This window comes from Corynebacterium sp. HMSC04H06 (assembly GCF_001815935.1).
In the GTDB taxonomy this organism is placed as follows: domain Bacteria; phylum Actinomycetota; class Actinomycetes; order Mycobacteriales; family Mycobacteriaceae; genus Corynebacterium.
This window is the reverse complement of sequence record NZ_KV823396.1, coordinates 1-15,897: the sequence shown is the minus strand read 5'-3', so window position 1 is coordinate 15,897 and position 15,897 is coordinate 1. Positions and strand designations below refer to the sequence as shown.

Sequence of the window (15,897 nt, the reverse complement as noted above, 5' to 3'; positions counted from 1 at the left end):
AAACCAGTCCAACTTTCGGGGGCCAGTTCACCGGGTTGGGCTTTTCTTTTGCCGCCAGCTGGCTGTGAATGTTCTGGGGACTTGCCCGCAACGGCGTATTTGCCTTGGTCTAACGGGGCGCGGGGGAGTAAAACTAAAACGTTCTCCATATTCCTGCCACAGAAGGGATGCGCCGTGCATCTTAGCGATCTCATGGACGCGGGCGTTTTGCTCCAGAATTTTGGGGGCTGGGCGCTCGCGGGCCTGGGCCTGGTCATCTTCATCGAGTCGGGCGTGCTCTTCCCGTTCCTTCCCGGCGATTCCCTCTTGGTCACCGCGGCCATCCTCCGCGACGACCTAGGCCTGAGCGTCCCGCTTATCCTTTTGGTCGGCACGGTGGCGGCCTTCCTGGGTGACCAGGTGGGCTTCTGGCTGGGGCATACCTTCGGCCGCCGGCTATTTAAGCCGGACGCGAAGATCCTGAAGGTAGAGTACCTCGAGCGCGCGGAGGCCTTCTTTCGCAAGCACGGGCCACTGGCGTTGGTGCTGGGGCGCTTTGTGCCCATCGTGCGCACCTACGTGCCGGTCTCGGCGGGTACGGCCGCGATGCCGTACAAGAAGTTCGTGGGCTGGAACGTCCTGGGCGCGGTGGCCTGGATCGTCACCATGACCATGGTTGGCGTCCTCCTGGGCGGGATCCCGGGGATTGCTGACCGCATCGACGCCATCGTGCTGGTCATCGTGGGCGTCTCCGTAATGCCGGTGGTCATCTCCGGCGCGCGCAGCTGGCGCCGCAAGCCGGACGCTACGGCTAACGATGCCGAACCGGCCCGGTAGTCTACAACAGCGCGCCCAGCTTCCGGGCGGCGTCCTTGAGGGGTGAACCGAACTTAGCGGCGGGGCTGGGGCGGAAGCGCTCGGCTGAGCCGGAAACGGACAGCGCGGCGATGAACGTGCCGGCCGGGTCGAGGACCGGCACGGAGACTGAGGAGAGGCCGGCCTCCCGCTCCTCGACGGACTCGGAGATGCCATTGCTGCGGGCGGCCTCGATATCGGCCTTACCGAAGGTGGTGCCGCTGACGGTGGTGGGGGTAAACGCCGCGATGATGCGCGCCGCCGAGCCGGAGGTGAGCGGCAGCTGCCGGCCCACGGGCACGACGTTGTGGAGGCCGGCTTCCGGCTCCCGGGTGGCAATACAAGTGCGGGTGGTGCCGGTGAGCTCGTAGAGCTGAACCGATTCGCCGGTTTCCTCGAGCAATTTATCCATGATCGGCCCGGCCGCGGTGAGCAACCGGTCTCGGTTGCCCGGAAGGGCGGGACCGGCGGTCCATTTACCCTCATCTGTGCGGGTTAAAATTCGGTGTGCTTCCAGTGCGGTTGCCAAACGATGCGCCGTGGCCCGCGGCAAACCAGTGGTCTCGCACAGGTCATTGAGGCTCGAGGGCCGGTTGGCGGCCGCCATCATGATGGCCACGGCCCGATCCAGTACCTTGATCCCGGAAACTGCGCTATAATCTCCCATACTTTGAAATTTACGTCTCAAATTCTGAGATTTCAAGTGTGGAGGAAGAGCATGAGTCAAAAAATGACGTTGGCAGAGAAGATCTGGCGTGACCACGTCGTCGCCCGCGGCGAGAACGGGGCCCCGGACCTCATTTATATTGATTTCCAGCTCCTCCACGAAGTTACCAGCCCGCAGGCCTTCGAGGGGCTGCGCCTCAACGGCCGCAGCCTGCGCCACCCGGAGCTGCACCTGGCGACCGAGGACCACAACGTGCCCACCACCGGCATCAAGATCGGCGAACTGAACGAAATCGCCGACACCACCTCGCGCACCCAGGTGTCCGCCCTGCGGAAAAACTGCGAGGAGTTCGGAGTCCGCCTGCACTCGATGGGCGACGAGCAACAGGGCATCGTCCACACGGTCGGCCCGCAGCTGGGCATCACCCAGCCGGGCATGACCATCGTGTGCGGCGACTCGCACACCTCGACCCACGGTGCCTTCGGCTCCATCGCCATGGGCATCGGCACCTCCGAGGTCGAGCACGTCATGGCCACCCAGACTCTGTCGCTCAAGCCGTTCAAGACCATGGCCATCGAGGTCAAGGGCCAGCTGGCCGAAGGCGTGAGCGCCAAGGACCTGATCCTGGCGATCATCGCCAGGATCGGCACCGGCGGGGGCCAAGGACACATCATCGAATACCGGGGCGAGGCCATCCGCGCGATGTCGATGGAGGCCCGCATGACCATCTGCAACATGTCGATCGAGGCTGGCGCCCGCGCGGGCCTAGTCGCCCCAGACGAGACCACCTTCGACTACGTCCGCGGGCGCGAGTTCGCCCCGCAGGGCGCGGACTGGTACGCGGCCGTCGAGTATTGGAAGACTCTGCCCACCGACGAGGGCGCCGAATTCGACACCGTCGTCGAAATCGACGCCGACGAGCTGACCCCGTTCGTGACTTGGGGGACCAACCCGGGACAGGGCCTGCCGCTGGGCTCCACCGTGCCGAGCCCGGAGGACTTCGGCGACGACAACTCCCGCGCCGCCGCCGAGAAGGCCCTAGAGTACATGGACCTGACGCCGGGCACCCCGCTGCGCGATGTCGCCATCGACACCGTTTTCCTGGGCTCGTGCACCAACGCGCGCATCGAGGACCTACGAGCCGCCGCCGAGGTTGTCTGCGGCCGCCGCATCGCGGACGGCACCCGCATGCTGGTCGTGCCGTCCTCTACCGTCGTCAAGCAGCAGGCCGAGGCCGAGGGGCTCGACCGCGTCTTCGCCGACTTCGGCGCGGAGTGGCGCACCGCGGGCTGCTCGATGTGCCTGGGCATGAACCCGGACCAGCTGCGCCCAGGCGAGCGTTCCGCGTCCACCTCTAACCGCAACTTCGAAGGCCGCCAGGGCCCCGGCGGGCGCACCCACCTGGTCTCGCCCTTGGTGGCCGCCGCCACCGCCGTGACCGGCCACTTGGCCTCCCCGGCCGACCTGCCCGCTTAAGCGCGCCCGAGCCGACAACCGACACAGAGGAGTACATTCCGATGGAGAAATTCACCACGCACACCGGCACCGGCGTGCCCCTGCCGTATTCCAATGTGGATACGGACCAGATCATCCCGGCCGTCTACCTGAAATCCGTCAAGCGCACCGGCTTTGCCGATGCCCTCTTCGCCAACTGGCGCAAAGACCCCGCCTTCGTCCTGAACCAGGAGACCTTCCGCGACGGCTCCGTCCTGTTCGCCGGCGCCGACTTCGGGACCGGCTCGTCGCGCGAGCACGCCGTCTGGGCACTCAACGACTACGGCTTCAAGGCCGTCTTTTCCTCCCGGTTCGCCGACATCTTCCGCGGCAACGCGGGTAAGGCGGGCCTGTTGGCCGGCGTGATGGCCCAAGAAGACATCGAGCTTATCTGGAAGCAGCTGGAGGGCGGCGAGACCACCGTGAGCGTCGACCTGGAGGCACGCACTGTCACGGTCGGCAGCAACGTCTATCCCTTTGACGTCGACGACTATACGCGCTGGCGCCTCCTGGAAGGCTTGGACGACATCGGGCTGACGCTGCGGGACGAGGAGACCATCACAGCGTACGAGGGTAACCGCCCGTCGTTTAAACCAGCGGTGCGCTAGGAGTTGGAATATGCTCTAGTGTCATGACGACACCTGAGTGGAACAACTCCCACAACTACGGCCAAGGCTCCGAGCAAGGCTACGGCTACCAAAACCAGAACCCGAACCCAGGCGCGCCGTACGGCCAGCCCGGCTACGCCGGGGCCGGCCCGCAGGCCGGCTTCCAGCCGGGGACCGTTTACGCGCCCACCCCGCCGGACGCGCCCGGGGCCGTAGGCCAGGGCTTCAAAGGCTACTTCCAGAACTTCGGCCCCTGGTTCGGCGCCGCGGTGGTCTACCTGGTGCTGCAATTCGTCCCCATGATCCCGTTTACGTTCGTCATCGCGCTTTCCGGCATCCTCGAAGCCGAGGGCACCGCGAGCCCCGGCCCAATCGGTGCGACCGCTGCTTTTATTAGTTTGCTGCTGCTGGGCGCCTGCGTGTTTCTGGTGGGCCTGTGGATGTACGCAAACTTCTACCACGGCGCCGTCGAGGAGGCCAACGGGCAGCGCGTAAGTTTCCGCGGGCTGTTCCGCTTTGACGGAGGCCGTGTCGGGACCATGGTCACGCTCGCCGCCTACGGGATCCTGGTGTGGCTGGGCTGCCTTTTGTTTATCATCCCGGGCCTTATCATCGCTTTCTTGCTGTGCTGGGTCGCCGTGATTAAGGCCGAGGACCCGTCCAAGGGCATCGGCGAGGCGATGGCGGAGTCCTACCGCCTGTCCACCCAGAATATAGGCACCACGCTGCTGCTGGTCGTCCTGCTGGTGTTGCTGCAGCTGGCCGCGAGCCTCATTCCGATTGTCGGCAGCCTCGTGGTGCTGCCGGTGCTTTACTTCGCCTGGGTCCTGGCCTACCGCTGCCTGACCCGGCGCCCGGCCGCGCGCTGGTAGGCGCTAGCGCACGGGCAGCGGGCTGGCCAGGTAGTCCGCGCCGGTCAGCTCGCCGCCGTTAAAGGACAGTACCCACACCGAGGACTTTTTGACCTTCAGGTCGTCCACGTCGCACTTCAAAAACACCGGCTCCAGGCTGGCTATCATCTCGGGGATGGCCAGGCCCTGGCTCACGATGATGGGCGTGCCGCCCTGCTCAACGATGCCGTCGAAAGCCTCCCGTGCCGCCTCCTTGTCCTGCAGCCAGCCGTCGTCGCCTAGGCGCTCGTCCACCGTGACGTCGAAACCGAGCTCGGCGGCCAGGGGAGCGGCGGTCTGCTGGCAGCGGTCGGGCAGCGCGGAATAGATGGCCGTCGGCTTGTAGGGCGTAAGCATCGGAACGAGCATCTCCGCCTGGCGCAGGCCCTTCTTGTCCAGCGGGCGCAGGTTGTCGTCGCCGCTGAACCCCTTGCGCGGCAGGGCGCGGGCGTGGCGGACGTAGAGCACGCGGGTGGTCGGGGCCAGTCGCAGGCGCTTCTTCGCCTTCCGCAGTACGTCCGCGTCCACCTGGTAGGACAGTCGGTTAATCGCCGCGTCCACGGTCATCCAGCTAATCTGGTCGACCTCGTCGTTGGGCGTGAACTCGCCGCCTTCGACCTTGCCCAGCCAGTAGTAGACCACCTTGGTCCGCCCCTGGACCGGGTAGGTGACCTTGCCGATGAGCTTGCCCAGCTTGATCTGGTAGCCGGTCTCCTCGGCGACTTCGCGCACGGCGGTCGTCGGCAGCGACTCGCCCGGATCGACCTTGCCCTTGGCCAGCGACCAGTCGTCGTAGTGCGGACGGTGGATGACGGCCACCTCCGGATCGTGGGGGTTGCCGCGCCACAGCACCGCGCCCGCCGCCAGGGTGGTCCGGGCGAATTCCTTTGCCGGATCGGGGATGATTTCCTGGTGCCGCCCAGAAATGAAGACCTCGGACTGGCTGTCTTTGTCGTTTTCGTGCATGTTCTTGGGCTTGGGCATGGGCGCGCGCCTACTCCTTGCAACTGTCGGTAGCGGATAATTCTCGCGGTCCATCATAGTCCCGCGGTGGGTCCGGCTACACTGTTATTGTTCGTGATGTCTATGGAGGAGCGCTTAATGGTTCGAGTTGCAGTGATGGGGGCTGGTTCGTGGGGCACCACGCTGGCCAAGGTCTTCGCCGATGCCGGCAACAGTGTCCGGCTCTGGGTCCGCCGGCCGGAGTTGGCCGCCACCATCCGGGAGACCCACCGCAACGCCGACTACCTGCCGGACATCGAGTTACCCGCCACTATCGCCCCGACGACCGAGCCGGAAAACGCGCTTGTCGATGCCGATATCGTCGTCCTTGCCGTCCCCTCCCAGACCCTGCGCGAAAATCTGGACGCCTGGTCGCAGCACCTGCCTGGCGATGCCACCGTGGTCTCCATCTCCAAGGGTGTGGAGTCGAGCTCGCTGCAGCGGATGAGCCAGGTGATTGCGGACTCCGGCGTGGATGCCGAGCGCATCGCTGTGCTCTCGGGCCCGAACCTGGCCAAGGAGATCGCGCTGGAGCAGCCGGCGGCCACCGTCATCGCCTGCGAGGACGAGTCCCGCGCCCAGCTGGTCCAGGCTGCCGTGGCCACCAACTACCTGCGGCCGTACACCAACACCGACGTCATCGGCTGCGAGATCGGCGGCGCCTGCAAGAACGTCATCGCCCTCGCCTGCGGTATCGCCTCCGGCAAGGGCCTGGGCAACAACACCCTGGCCTCCCTGATTACTCGCGGCCTGGCCGAAATCAGCCGCCTGGGGGTGGAGCTGGGCGCCGATCCGCGCACCTTCGCCGGCCTGGCCGGCCTGGGCGACCTGGTTGCCACCTGCAGCTCCGAGCTGTCGCGTAACCGCACCTTCGGCTACCGCCTGGGCCAGGGCGGGACCCTGGAGGAGGCCAAGGCCGCCACCAACGGCCAGGTCGCCGAGGGGGTTATCTCCTCGGACTCGGTCTTCCGCCTGGCGCACCAGCACAACATCGACATGCCCATTACCCATTCGGTCTACGGCGTGTGCCACCGCGGGGTCGCTGTGGAGGAAATGATCGTCGCATTGATGGGTCGGTCCAAGAAGTCGGAGTAGGCACCCGGTAAGCTAGCTGCCTATGAGTTCCCGAAAGATCCGCGTGGCGGTCGTCTACGGTGGCCGCAGCACTGAACACTCCGTGTCCTGTATCTCCGCCGGGGCGGTGATGAGCCACCTCCCGCACGACAAATACGAGGTGGTGCCTGTAGGCATTACCCGCCAGGGCCTGTGGACCCCGGGAACCACCGAGGGGCTGCAGCTGGACGGCGGCGTCCTGCCGGAGGTTGCCGCCGGCGACGAGCTCTCGCTGTCGCTGACCCCCAGCTCCCGCGGGCGCTTCGTCAATGTCACCCGCGGCGAGGTCTACGCCGAGGTCGACGTCATCTTCCCGGTCCTGCACGGTCCCTTCGGCGAGGACGGGACCATCCAGGGCCTGTTCGAGATGTCCTCAGTGCCCTACGTGGGTACCGGGGTACTGTCCTCGGCCACGGGCATGGACAAGGAGTTCACCAAGAAGCTCATGGTCGCCGAGGGCCTGCCGGTCACCCCGGAGGTCATCCTCCGTGGCCGTTCCGAGCTGACCGAGGAGGAAAAGGCCGTGCTGGGCCTGCCGGTCTTCGTTAAGCCCGCGCGCGGCGGGTCCTCGATCGGCATCTCCAAGGTCACCGACTGGGCACAGCTGCCGGAGGCCGTCCGCCTGGCCCGCGAGTCCGACCAGAAGGTCATCGTGGAAAAGGAAATCGTTGGCTCCGAGGTTGAGGTCGGCGTCCTGCAGTACCCGGACGGTAGGCTGCTGGCGTCGGTGCCGGCGCTGCTCAACGGCACCGAAGACTCGAAGGAAGGCTTCTACGGCTTCGAGACCAAGTACCTGGACAACGTCGTCTCCGCCACCATCCCGGCCCCGTTCGAACCGGCGGTCATCGACCAGCTCAAGAAGCTGGCCCTGGAGACCTTCCAGGCCTTGGATTGCAAGGGGCTATCCCGCGTGGACTTCTTCGTCACCGAGCAGGGCCCGGTCCTCAACGAGATCAACACCATGCCGGGCTTTACCCCGATCTCGATGTACCCGAAGGTACTCGCCGCCAGCGGCGTCGACTACGAGGCCCTGCTCGACACGCTCATTGAAACCGCGCTGGCAGACGCGGCCGAAGCCGCGGATTAGTCGGCGGCCCCAAGGGCATCGCCCAGCTCCACTAGCACGCTGTCGGCGACGTCCTGCGGCAAGTGTGCGGCGATGTCGGTGTCCTGGCCCAGCGCGAACCAGGTGCTGGCTGTGGTGCCCGGAGCCAGGGTGGTGTCCTCGAACCAGGGCACGTCGTCGACCTGCTGAACCTGCTCGCCGGCCGCATAGCCCGGCGCCGGTTCCACCCCGCAGCGCAGGACGATGGCCTCGCGGCCCGGTGCGGTCCACACGGCCGTGCCCGCGGCGGTGCCCTCCGGCAGCTCCCGCTGGCGCTGGTAGTCCTTGGCCAAGGTCTCCGGCAGGGCGGCATCGAGGGCGCGGCAGGTCGAGCGGTTGTCGCCTGCGGCGGCTTGGAGCTGGGACAGGGGAGCCGCGTGCGGCTGCTGGTCCGCCTGGTCCAGCTGGCCCAGGGACTCGTCTAAGCCGTCGGGCTGGCCGTCGTCATGGGTGGTCACCGCCACGACGGGGGCGCGGTCGACGGTGTACCACGTGGTCAGGGTCGACCCCGGCGTCATGTCGCGGACCTGCAGCCATTGCGCGCCGCTGGCCTCGGTGGTCTCGGAGTAGGGCGTGTACTGCAACGGCAGGTCGACGCCGCAGCGCAGCGTGGTGGCCTCGGAGGAGATGGTCGCCCAGGCGGCCACCCCGTCCGGCACGGGCTCGACGATGTCGGAGCGCCCGTGGCCGTAGAACTTGCCCGGCAGGTTGTCTATTACCGCAGCGCACTCGGCCGACGATGCCTCCTGCGACGGCACCGGCGACATCGCCACCGGCTCCCGCGCCACCGTGGAAAAGTAGTACTTGGCCCCGAACAGGACCGCCACGATAAGGCTTAAGGAGATAGCCAGCAGCGCGTAGACTGCGGTGCGGTTAAATTGGTTACCCTGAGAGTCCATAAACTGCAATCTTATCGAAAGGTATTCGGTGAACTTAACCCCGACTCTGGCCGATGTGGGCGAACACGAGGTCATCGGCGAGATCATCGCGGCCGCGCCCAGCGCACTCAACGGCGACGACGCGGCGGTGATGTTTCCGGCCGCCCCCAACACGCGCACCGTCGCGGCGACGGACATGATGGTCGAAGGCCGCCACTTCCGGCGCGACTGGTCAACGCCCAACGAGATTGGGCAGAAGGCCATCCTAGAAAACTTCGCCGACGTCGAGTCCATGGGTGCGCGCCCCATCGCGGCCCTTCTAGCCATCAGTGCCCCAGCCGAGACCCCGGTGGAGTTCGTGCGGGGGATTGCGGAGGGTATCGCGCAGCGCTGCGAGCCTTATAACGCCGAGCTGGTGGGCGGCGATCTCACCCAGGGCATGCAGGTGACCGTCACGGTCACCGCGATCGGGCACCTGGGCGGGGATAGGTCGGCGATGACCCTGGACCGCGCCCGTCCCGGCCAGCAGCTGGTCGCGCACGGCAAGATCGGCTGGTCGGCCGCCGGGCTGGCGTTGCTCGAGCGGTTCGGCCGCGAGCTACCCACCGAGCTGGCCCACCTCAGCCCGCTCATCGATGCCCATTGCTGCCCTTGGCTGGATCCTAGCCGGGGTATGATCGCCCGGGCGGCGGGCGCGACCGCCATGACGGACATCTCCGATTCGCTCATCCGCGATGTCGGCACCATCGCGGCGCGCTCCGGGGTCAACATCGACTTGGATTCGGCCGCTATCGCACCGCACGAGCTGCTAGTCGAGGCCGGCCGCGCCTTGGGGGAGGATCCGTGGCGCTGGGTTTTGACCGGCGGCGAGGACCACACCCTGGTGGGCACGACGGCGAAAGAGGCGCCGTCGGGGTTTAGGGTCATCGGCAGCGTTAACAAGGGCGCGGCGGCTACGGTGGATGGGAAAGAATCCGCCTACGACGCCGGCTGGGAGGCCTTCTAAAACCCATGAGCGATATCCCCACGTGCACGCCGACTTACCACCCGTCCTGGGAGGAGGTGCTGAGCCCCGTCCTGGACGAGCACTGGCCGCAGATCCAGTCCCTGCTGGAAACCGGGCCTTTTCTGCCCGCTGCCGAGAACCTTTTCCGTGCCTTCTGGCAGCCGCGCGACCAGGTGCGCGTGCTCATCCTGGGACAGGATCCGTACCCGACCCCGGGCCACCCGATGGGCCTGGCCTTTTCTACCCAGCCGGGGGTCAAGCCGCCGAAGTCGCTGGTTAACATCTACAGAGAGCTCCACGAAGACTTAGGCGTAGAGCCGCCCGCCGACGGTGACCTGTCGGCCTGGAACGACCAGGGGGTCATGCTGCTCAACCGCGTGCTGAGCGTGGCGCCTGGCCAGGCGGGTTCCCACCGCGGCCACGGCTGGGAGGCGGTCACGGAGGCCGCCATCCGCAGCCTGGACTCCGAGCAGCTCGTGGCCATCCTGTGGGGCCGAGACGCGCAGAAGTGCGCAAGCTTCATCCCGCACGCCCACAAGCTGGCCGCCCCGCACCCTTCGCCGCTGTCCGCGCACCGCGGGTTCTTCGGTTCGCGGCCATTTTCTCAAGCGAACGAGTACCTTCGGGCGGCTGGCGCGCGCGAAGTGGACTGGCGCTTGTAAGATAACGGCCATGTCTTTTCTAGGGTCCTTAGATGCGGCCGGGCTGCGCGGGTGGGCCAGCCGGGCCACCGGCGAACTCTCGCGCCGGCGCGCGGAGATCAACGCCCTGAACGTCTTCCCAGTGCCGGACTCTGACACCGGCTCCAACATGGCCTACACCATGGAGGCCGCGCTGCGCGAAGCCGACCAGCACCCGCAGGCGGACCTGGGTGGGGTGGCCCAGGCGCTCGCCGTCGGATCGGTGCGCGGGGCTCGCGGCAACTCCGGGCTGGTGCTCTCCCAGGTGCTGCGCGGGGTAGCGGAGACCGTCCACGACGGCCCGCTGGACGGCCAAGTACTCGCCGATGCCCTGACGCTAGCGGTCCGGCTCGTCAGCCGCGCCATCGCGCAGCCGGTGGAGGGCACCGTGGTTACGGTCCTGCGCGCGGCCGCGGAGGCCGCCGAGGACGCGGCCGAGGACGACCCGCACCTAGAGCCAGTGGCGCAGGCGGCGGTGGAGGCGGCGCGAATCGCTTTGCACAACACGCCCTCGCTGCTGCCGGAGCTGGCCGCGGCCGGCGTCGTGGACGCGGGCGGGGCGGGCCTGGTCGTGCTCCTCGAGTCCTTGCTGTCCACCGACACCCAGCCCGCCCCGTCTGCCGCGCCGGCGGAGGAGGGCGACTGGATGGAGGTCATGTTCTTCTTCCGCGGCGACGTTGACGAGCTCCAGGCCCGCCTGGACGCGATGGGCAACTGCCTGGTCGTCGCCCCCGCGGCCGACGATGCCGCCACCGTCCACCTGCACACCACCGTCGCCGGCCCGGTCATCGAAGAGGCCTTCGCAACCGGCCAGGTCAGCGACCTGCGCCTGGAGGTCCTGCCGGCCCCGTCGGAGCCTGCGGCAGGCAGCGAGCAGGTGCGCCGAGTCATCGCGGTCGCCCCGGACGGCGCGGTGGCCAAGCTCTTTGCCGCAGCCGGCGTGGACGTCGTCGCCCCAGGGCAGAGCGCGGGCGAGACGCAGGACAACGATATTTTCCTCACCAACGGCACCGAGTCCGAGACCGGCCGCTGCCAGGTGGTTCCGACGGGATCCTTCGTCGCCGGCCTGGCCGCGCTGAGCGTCTACGAGCCCGGCAACCCCGACACCACCGCCATGGCGCAGGCCATGCAGGAGGTCGCCGACTCCATGCGCGTTGAGATCCTAGATGAGGAGACCCCCGAGGCCGTCGAGGAAGCCGGCCGCCGGCTGCTGGCCGCGGGCGGGGAACAGGTCACCGTCCTGTCCGCCCAGCCGATCGACTCGGTGGAGCTGGGGGAAAGGCTCGGCGCCGAGGTCGCGGCCCTCCAGGTGCCCGGGATCGCCACGGAAGTTGGGGTAGAGTAGCAGGCATGCTGGGGTGGCGCGATGAACGAAAGCTGTCGGAGGTCTTAGACCCGAAGCAGGCGCGCCGGCTGGAGGCCGCCTTCGGCTACACCACCTGCGGGCAGCTGCTGGAGCACTACCCGCGCGACTATATGCGCCACGGCTACGACGTGGGCATCGCCGATGCGGACGAAGGCGACCACGTCACCCTCTCCGGAGTTATCACCCGCACCGATTTCCGGCCCACCAGCCGGCGCGGGGTGCTGCGGGTCTTCCTGGACAACGGCCTGGTCGTGAGCTTTTTCAACCCGACGTTCCAGCGCAAATTCCTCCAGCGCGGGCGCCGGGCCATGTTCTCCGGCAAGTTGCAGTTTTTCCGCGGGACCCCACAGCTGCAGCACCCGGACTTCGTGATGCTCGATAGCCACGACGGCACGGTGTCCGGCTCCGGAGCCCTGCGCGGGCTGGCCAGCGCCGGTGAGCTCGAGGAGGTGTTGAGCCAGTGGGAGTGGCTCCCGGTCTACCCGGCCTCGGAGAAGGCCCCCTCGTGGCTCATCATGATGGCGGTCAAGCGCGTCCTCGACACGCTGCCCACGGTGCCCGAGCCGCTCGACCAGCGGCAGATGGTCAGTTTCGACACCGCGCTGCGCCAGGTCCACCAGCCCGGGCCGGCCGGCCCGCAGCGTGCCATCCAGCGCCTGAAGTACAACGAGGCGCTGGGCATCGGGCTGGTAATGGCCCTGCGGCACCGCGACGCGCAGTCGCACCGGGCCAAGCCACTGCCACCGCTGGATGATGGCTTCCGCGCCGAGCTTTTAAGCAACCTGCCGTTCGACCTGACCAACGGGCAAAAGCGCGTTACCGCCGACATCTCCCACGACATGACCCAGGACGTGCCGATGGCCCGGCTCCTGCAGGGCGAGGTCGGCTCCGGCAAGACGATGGTCTCCGTGCTGGCCATGCTGCAGGCCGCCGATGCCGGCTTCCAAGCCGCCCTGCTCGCGCCGACGGAGGTGCTTGCCGCGCAGCACTACGAGTCCGTGACGGCCACCGTCCCCGCGGATGTCAAGGTAGTCTGCTTGACCGGTTCGATGAAGGCCGCCGAGAAGCGCCAGGCGTTGCTGGACATCGTCTCCGGGGACGCGGACATCGTCATCGGAACGCACGCCATCATCCAGGACAAGGTGGAGTTTTTCAACCTGGGGCTGGTCGTTGTCGACGAGCAGCACCGCTTCGGTGTCGAGCAGCGCGAGGCCCTGCGCACCAAGTCTCACCCGGGCTTTAGCCCGCACCTGCTGGTCATGACGGCGACCCCCATCCCGCGCACGGTGGCGATGACCGTCTTCGCCGACCTGGCCGTCTCCACGCTGACCGAGCTTCCGGGCGGGCGCAAGCCTATCCAGACCTCGGTGGTGCCCGAGTGGATGCCGTCCTGGGTCTCGCGGGCGCTCGAACGCATCCGCGAGGAGGTCGCGGCCGGGCACCAGGCCTATATCGTCTGCCCGCAGATCGAGGGCGAGGGCGGGGTCGAGGCTGTTTGCGAGCAGCTAGCCCACGGGCCGCTGAAGGACCTGCGCGTTGGGCTGCTGCACGGGCGTATGACGGACAAGGACGAGCGGATGGCCGCCTTCGCCCGCGGCGACATCGACGTTCTCGTGGCGACTACCGTGGTAGAAGTCGGCGTCGACGTGCCGAACGCCACCGTGATGCTCATCCGCAACGCGGAGAACTTCGGCGTCTCGCAGCTGCACCAGCTGCGCGGGCGCGTCGGCCGCGGTGGCAACGCCTCGGTCTGCCTGCTGCACACGCTCGCCGAGGAGGGCACCCCGGCCTTTAACCGCGTCCAGGCCGTCGCGGCCACGAACTCGGGCTTCGAGCTAGCCGAGCTGGATCTGGCCCAGCGCCAGGAGGGCGACGTGTTGGGCACCGAGCAGTCCGGCACCCGCCGCAGCCTCAAGCTGCTTAACCTGTTGCGCGACCGCGACATCATCGAGCGCAGCCACGCCGACGCCTTCGCCTTGGTCGAGCGCAACCCGGATCTGGCGCTGCAGCTGACCCAGGAGATGAACGCGGACAAACTCAGCTACCTGGAGAAGAACTAACCGGGCGCGGTGCTAGGGTATGGGGCATGGAAATTTGTGCGCCCTTCGCGGGCATCGTCCGCTACCACGTGGCGGAAGGGGACACGGTTGACGCCGGCGCCCCTGTCGCGACGGTGGAGGCGACCAAGCTGGAGAGCCCGGTGGTCAGCCCGGCGCCGGGCATCGTGAGCCGGGTGCTGGTTCCGGATTTTTCGACCGTGGCCGGCGGTGACCGGCTGGCCGAGATTGGAGAGCGCCCATGACGCGGATCATTGCTGGACACGCCCGGGGACGCACCATCGTGGTGCCGGATAGCGGAACCCGCCCGACCGCCGACCGCGCCCGGGAGGGCCTGTTTTCCTCCCTCAACGCCCGCTGGGGCTTTGCCGGTTCCCGCGTACTGGACCTGTTCTCCGGCTCCGGGGCGCTAGGCCTGGAGGCAGCCAGCCGCGGCGCCGAGGAGGTCGTCTTGGTCGATGATGCCGCCGTCGCCTGCCGCGCCATGGAACACAACGTCGGCGTCGTCGGACACCCGCGGGTAACCATCCGGCAGCAGAAGGCCTCGGCCTACCTGGCGGGCGCCCCGCGCGGGTTCTTCGACATGGTCCTAGCGGACCCGCCCTACGCCTTCGATGCCGTCGATGAGCTCATCACCGCCATTGAGCCGGCGCTGGCCGACGAGGCCATCGTCGTCATCGAGCGACACGTTGACTCCCCACACACCGAGTGGCCCGCCGGCTTCGAGCCGACCGGTCAGAAACTGAAGAAGCGTACCTTTGGTATTGCGCGGATGGATATGGCGCTGTACCACCGCGCCTCCTAGACCGCTACAGGAAGGACCTTGAACGCCATGACGAAGGCCGTGTGCCCGGGCTCTTTTGACCCGATGACCTTGGGGCATCTTGACATCTTTACCCGGGCTAACCAGCTGTTCGACGAGGTCACCGTGCTCGTGACCGGCAACCCGGACAAGCCGTCGGGGCTGTTTAGCATCGACGAGCGCATGGAGCTCATCCGCCAGAGCGTGCCCGCCGACATCAAGGTCGATAGCTGGGGCGGCCTGCTGGTGGACTACACCAGCGAGCACGGCATCGATTGCCTGGTCAAGGGCCTGCGCTCCTCGCTGGACTACGAGTACGAGCTGCCGATGGCGCAGATGAACCGGCGGCTGACCGGGATTGACACCATGTTCTTGCTCACCGATGAGAAATACGGGTATATCTCGTCCTCCCTGTGCAAGCAGGTCGCCAAGTTCGGCGGCGACGTGCAGGGCATGTTCCCCGAGGCGGTGGCCTGCGCGGTCATGGACAAGTACCACGCATGATGCTGCTGGCGGTCTTTGCCGTCGTCCTTTTAGGCTCCTGCATGCAGCGGGTCTCGGGGATGGGGCTGGGGCTTATCGGCGGGCCCGTGCTCATGCTGTTGATGGGGCCGGTCGAGGGCATCCTGGTCATCAACGTGCTGGCCTGTATCAACGCCGCGCTGACGACGGTGTCAGTGCGCCGCGACGTGGACTGGAAGGTCTTCGCCCAGATTGCGGCGGTGATGATGCTCGGCTCCATTCCGGCCGGTTTCCTGGTGGCGCGCACGGACACGGCTCCGCTGCTGGTAATCGTCGGCGGCGCGCTGCTTGTCGCGCTGGGCGTGGTGACCTTCGGCAAGCGCTTCGTGCCGCCGATGCAGGGCACCGGCCCCGCCGTCTCCGCCGGCATCCTGGGAGGGTTTACCAACACGCTGGCCGGCATCGCAGGACCAGTCATCACGGTCTACGCTCAAGCCGCGCGCTGGCCACAGCAGATGTATACCGCCACGTTGCAGCCCATCTTCATGGTGGGCGGGTTTATCTCCGTCACGGTTAAGCTGCTGGTCGGTGCCGGCGGCCTCGACGGCGTGAGCGGCTGGCTGTGGCCGGTGGGCTTGATAGCGATGCTGCTGGGCATTAGCACCGGCACCGCGCTGGCGCGCCGCGTCCCGCGTGGGGCGGCGCACAAGTTTTCGCTCTTTATCGCCTCGGTCGGCGCCGCCAGCGCCGTGGTCCGCGGCCTTACCAGCCTTTAAAACGTGGGGTCTAGGTGCGCTATTTGGTCTCGCAACCTTGGCGCGCGATACACCGGCGCAACTTAAACACTCAGCCCAAGTTCGCGCCCTAGGCTCACGATCAAAGCTCGCTACCTTGGCCCACCGTCTAGGCGCGCCGAGTAGGCACGCCGAATGG

Annotated in this window: 17 protein-coding genes; 14 read left to right on the top strand and 3 right to left on the bottom strand. The window is 67.2% G+C overall.

The genetic code is table 11. The annotated features are described in order from the left end of the window. Positions 1–174: 174 nt before the first annotated feature. Complete coding sequence (locus HMPREF3067_RS00370; protein WP_246819177.1) at positions 175–816, top strand: DedA family protein; 642 nt, start codon at positions 175–177, stop codon at positions 814–816. 1 nt (position 817) lies between these two features. Here HMPREF3067_RS00370 and HMPREF3067_RS00365 read toward each other — a convergent pair whose 3' ends face one another. After that, positions 818–1,501 (bottom strand): IclR family transcriptional regulator, encoded by a 684-nt coding sequence (locus HMPREF3067_RS00365; RefSeq protein WP_070767773.1) that lies wholly within the window; start codon positions 1,499–1,501, stop codon positions 818–820. A 51-nt stretch (positions 1,502–1,552) separates the two neighbouring features. On the opposite strand from HMPREF3067_RS00365, the gene leuC reads away from it, so the two are divergent. Genes leuC through HMPREF3067_RS00350 form a run of 3 tightly spaced genes read left to right on the top strand, consistent with a single transcriptional unit; the run spans position 1,553 to position 4,475 of the window. After that, positions 1,553–2,977, top strand: coding sequence for a 3-isopropylmalate dehydratase large subunit (leuC, locus tag HMPREF3067_RS00360; RefSeq protein ID WP_070767772.1), 1,425 nt, complete (start codon positions 1,553–1,555; stop codon positions 2,975–2,977). A gap of 41 nt (positions 2,978–3,018) precedes the next feature. Further along, complete coding sequence (leuD, locus tag HMPREF3067_RS00355; RefSeq protein WP_070767771.1) at positions 3,019–3,603, top strand: 3-isopropylmalate dehydratase small subunit; 585 nt, start codon at positions 3,019–3,021, stop codon at positions 3,601–3,603. A 23-nt stretch (positions 3,604–3,626) separates the two neighbouring features. Further along, complete coding sequence (locus tag HMPREF3067_RS00350; RefSeq protein ID WP_070767770.1) at positions 3,627–4,475, top strand: hypothetical protein; 849 nt, start codon at positions 3,627–3,629, stop codon at positions 4,473–4,475. A 3-nt stretch (positions 4,476–4,478) separates the two neighbouring features. Here HMPREF3067_RS00350 and HMPREF3067_RS00345 read toward each other — a convergent pair whose 3' ends face one another. Beyond that, the gene (locus tag HMPREF3067_RS00345) at positions 4,479–5,477 is read right to left on the bottom strand and encodes an NUDIX hydrolase (protein WP_070767769.1); all 999 of its coding nucleotides are present in this window, start codon (positions 5,475–5,477) and stop codon (positions 4,479–4,481) included. A 117-nt stretch (positions 5,478–5,594) separates the two neighbouring features. Between HMPREF3067_RS00345 and HMPREF3067_RS00340 the strand changes: the two genes are divergently transcribed. Further along, on the top strand, positions 5,595–6,590 hold the full coding sequence (locus tag HMPREF3067_RS00340) for an NAD(P)H-dependent glycerol-3-phosphate dehydrogenase (protein WP_070767768.1): 996 nt from the start codon (positions 5,595–5,597) through the stop codon (positions 6,588–6,590). A 22-nt stretch (positions 6,591–6,612) separates the two neighbouring features. Further along, on the top strand, positions 6,613–7,695 hold the full coding sequence (locus HMPREF3067_RS00335) for a D-alanine--D-alanine ligase family protein (RefSeq protein ID WP_070767767.1): 1,083 nt from the start codon (positions 6,613–6,615) through the stop codon (positions 7,693–7,695). Here the strand turns inward: HMPREF3067_RS00335 and HMPREF3067_RS00330 are convergent. Beyond that, positions 7,692–8,612 carry a DUF3515 domain-containing protein gene (locus HMPREF3067_RS00330; RefSeq protein ID WP_070767766.1) on the bottom strand — a complete coding sequence of 307 codons (921 nt, stop codon included), beginning with the start codon at positions 8,610–8,612 and terminating at the stop codon, positions 7,692–7,694. The two genes, HMPREF3067_RS00335 and HMPREF3067_RS00330, sit on opposite strands and share 4 nt — an antisense overlap. Positions 8,613–8,640: 28 nt before the next feature. Here HMPREF3067_RS00330 and HMPREF3067_RS00325 point away from each other — a divergent pair, with 28 nt between their 5' ends. From HMPREF3067_RS00325 to HMPREF3067_RS00290, 8 genes are read left to right on the top strand one after another with little or no spacing between them, the layout of a single operon-like run. Next, complete coding sequence (locus HMPREF3067_RS00325) at positions 8,641–9,597, top strand: thiamine-phosphate kinase (RefSeq protein ID WP_141759291.1); 957 nt, start codon at positions 8,641–8,643, stop codon at positions 9,595–9,597. 5 nt (positions 9,598–9,602) lie between these two features. After that, positions 9,603–10,259, top strand: a complete 657-nt coding sequence (locus HMPREF3067_RS00320) for a uracil-DNA glycosylase (protein ID WP_070767764.1) — start codon at positions 9,603–9,605, stop codon at positions 10,257–10,259. 10 nt (positions 10,260–10,269) lie between these two features. Further along, positions 10,270–11,622 (top strand): DAK2 domain-containing protein, encoded by a 1,353-nt coding sequence (locus HMPREF3067_RS00315; RefSeq protein WP_070767763.1) that lies wholly within the window; start codon positions 10,270–10,272, stop codon positions 11,620–11,622. 5 nt (positions 11,623–11,627) lie between these two features. Then, entirely contained in the window at positions 11,628–13,703 is a 2,076-nt protein-coding gene (locus tag HMPREF3067_RS00310) for an ATP-dependent DNA helicase RecG (RefSeq protein ID WP_070767762.1), read from the top strand. Positions 13,704–13,729: 26 nt separating this feature from the next. After that, positions 13,730–13,945, top strand: a complete 216-nt coding sequence (locus HMPREF3067_RS00305) for an acyl-CoA carboxylase biotin carboxyl carrier protein subunit (protein ID WP_070767761.1) — start codon at positions 13,730–13,732, stop codon at positions 13,943–13,945. Next, positions 13,942–14,505 carry a 16S rRNA (guanine(966)-N(2))-methyltransferase RsmD gene (gene rsmD / locus HMPREF3067_RS00300; protein WP_070767760.1) on the top strand — a complete coding sequence of 188 codons (564 nt, stop codon included), beginning with the start codon at positions 13,942–13,944 and terminating at the stop codon, positions 14,503–14,505. The genes HMPREF3067_RS00305 and rsmD overlap by 4 nt, the downstream gene beginning before the upstream one ends. A gap of 27 nt (positions 14,506–14,532) precedes the next feature. Beyond that, positions 14,533–15,006 (top strand): pantetheine-phosphate adenylyltransferase, encoded by a 474-nt coding sequence (coaD, locus tag HMPREF3067_RS00295; RefSeq protein ID WP_070767775.1) that lies wholly within the window; start codon positions 14,533–14,535, stop codon positions 15,004–15,006. Next, the gene (locus HMPREF3067_RS00290; RefSeq protein WP_070767759.1) at positions 15,003–15,740 is read left to right on the top strand and encodes a sulfite exporter TauE/SafE family protein; all 738 of its coding nucleotides are present in this window, start codon (positions 15,003–15,005) and stop codon (positions 15,738–15,740) included. Before coaD ends, HMPREF3067_RS00290 begins: the two co-directional genes overlap by 4 nt. Positions 15,741–15,897 lie beyond the last annotated feature (157 nt).